Consider the following 1,603-nt stretch of genomic DNA (forward strand, 5'->3'; position numbering starts at 1 on the left):
ATGGTCTCCTTGTGCACGTCCAGCCCGATATGGGTAAGCTGTTGCATGGCCGGTCCCTCCGTGTGTCGGCACCGCGGGCGTGTTCCCGCGGATGATCCACGTTATACGCGGATTCGGGCCGGCCATCTCATGGTGACTAGCGATGCACAGACCCCGCCCGTTGCCAAAGCTACCCGGAGCGGGCACACTCACCCTATGAGCAATACAGCACACAGCTTCGACTTCGACGCACTCTCGGTTCCCGAGCGCATCCAGCTTGTTGAGGATCTGTGGGACAGCATCGCCGCATCTGAGGATGACGTTCCCGTGACTGCGGCACAGCGCGATGAACTCGACCGCCGAATCGAGGCCCACAGACTCAATCCGCAGCCCGCCACCCCGTGGAGTGAGGCTCGCGCATGCATCGAGGAGCGACTCCGGGGTTGCTTGTGAGCTTCGAGCTTGATGTCTGGCAAGAGGCCCAAGACGACATCGCGGACGCCGCCGCCTGGTACAGCGACAAGTCCCCTGCCTTGGGGTCGCAGTTCCTCGACATGGTCGAACAATGCCTGGCCCATGTGGAGACCCAGCCAGCACGCTTCCCTGTAGTCCATGGTGATGCACGACGCGCTTTGCTCGGACGCTTCCCATACGGCCTCTTCTTCTTCATCGACGAGCGGTTCGTCAGGGTCGTTGCCTGCATGCACGCGCGCCAGGATCCAGGCAGGTGGCAGGATCGCTTGCGCGGTGATCGCTAACCCGCGCATCGAGCCGACTTCGCACTTCATCGGCCACCGTGAAACTCAAGCGGCGCGGCTCATGCCGCAACACGTTAGGTCAGATTCCCGATGACCGCCTTGCGCGTCAATCTCCTCTGGCGTACGCTAAGTGGTACGATATGGCGTACTAGGGAGATCATCATGCAGCCGCTGCGTCTCGATGAGGACATCCGTCCCCTCTCGGAATTCCGATCCGGCGTCGCCTCTTTCATCAAGAAGGTGAGCGACACGCGGCGTCCGCTCGTCCTCACACAGCATGGACGCGGCGTCGCCGTGGTCGTCGACATCCGGGAGTTCGAGGTGATGCGTGAGCGACTCGCGATTCTCGATGACATCGAGGTCGCACGGGCGGAGATCGCCGCCGGGGAAGGCTTGCCGCACGATGAAGCGAAGGCTGAGGTCTTGAAAGCCCTGCGCGCATGAAGGTCGTTTGGTCCAAGCGTGCGCGCAGACGCGTGACGGAGATCGCGCGATACATCGCACAGGACAGTCCTCAGGCTTCTGGGCGCTGGGTCGACGAGATATTCGAGACCGTTGAAGCGTTGGGGGACTTCCCTTCTCTGGGCAAGCCGGGACGAGACGTCGCGACACCGGGCATTCGTGAGCTCGTCTTCGGCGACTTTCGGGTGTTCTACGAGGTGGGAACTGACGTGGACGTGCTCACAGTGAGGCGGGCGAGCCAGCTCGTGGACGAAGACGAGTTCACGTCTCGGGACTGACCTAGCCCCAATGCAGTTCACTTAAGTATCCGAACGCTCTCGGATACGTTCACCGGCGGCCAATGCAGCCTCGGCCTCGTGCATACGGCGTAGCTGCTCATCTTGCGCTTCACCGCCCGCTGGTTG

General features: G+C 62.1%; 4 protein-coding genes. All 4 read left to right on the top strand.

Going from position 1 to position 1,603, the window contains the following annotated elements:
- The first annotated feature begins 195 nt into the window (after positions 1–195).
- The 4 genes from Q8K99_09350 to Q8K99_09365 all read left to right on the top strand — a co-directional run bounded on the left by Q8K99_09350 (position 196) and on the right by Q8K99_09365 (position 1,477).
- Positions 196–432, top strand: a complete 237-nt coding sequence (locus Q8K99_09350; protein MDP2182759.1) for an addiction module protein — start codon at positions 196–198, stop codon at positions 430–432.
- Positions 399–737, top strand: coding sequence for a type II toxin-antitoxin system RelE/ParE family toxin (locus tag Q8K99_09355; GenBank protein ID MDP2182760.1), 339 nt, complete (start codon positions 399–401; stop codon positions 735–737). The genes Q8K99_09350 and Q8K99_09355 overlap by 34 nt, the downstream gene beginning before the upstream one ends.
- A 162-nt stretch (positions 738–899) precedes the next feature.
- A complete protein-coding gene (locus tag Q8K99_09360) occupies positions 900–1,181 on the top strand; it encodes a type II toxin-antitoxin system Phd/YefM family antitoxin (protein ID MDP2182761.1) in 282 nt (93 codons plus the stop codon).
- Entirely contained in the window at positions 1,178–1,477 is a 300-nt protein-coding gene (locus Q8K99_09365; protein ID MDP2182762.1) for a type II toxin-antitoxin system RelE/ParE family toxin, read from the top strand. The genes Q8K99_09360 and Q8K99_09365 overlap by 4 nt, the downstream gene beginning before the upstream one ends.
- Positions 1,478–1,603 lie beyond the last annotated feature (126 nt).

It is taken from the genome of Actinomycetota bacterium, from assembly GCA_030682655.1.
Classification (GTDB): Bacteria; Actinomycetota; Coriobacteriia; order Anaerosomatales; family JAUXNU01; genus JAUXNU01.

Bases quoted from the DNA above. Each gene is read 5' to 3' on its own strand.
- Q8K99_09350 (MDP2182759.1), top strand. From the start codon at position 196: ATGAGCAATACAGCACACAGCTTCGACTTCGACGCACTCTCGGTTCCC.
- Q8K99_09355 (MDP2182760.1), top strand. From the start codon at position 399: ATGCATCGAGGAGCGACTCCGGGGTTGCTTGTGAGCTTCGAGCTTGAT.
- Q8K99_09360 (MDP2182761.1), top strand. From the start codon at position 900: ATGCAGCCGCTGCGTCTCGATGAGGACATCCGTCCCCTCTCGGAATTC.
- Q8K99_09365 (MDP2182762.1), top strand. From the start codon at position 1,178: ATGAAGGTCGTTTGGTCCAAGCGTGCGCGCAGACGCGTGACGGAGATC.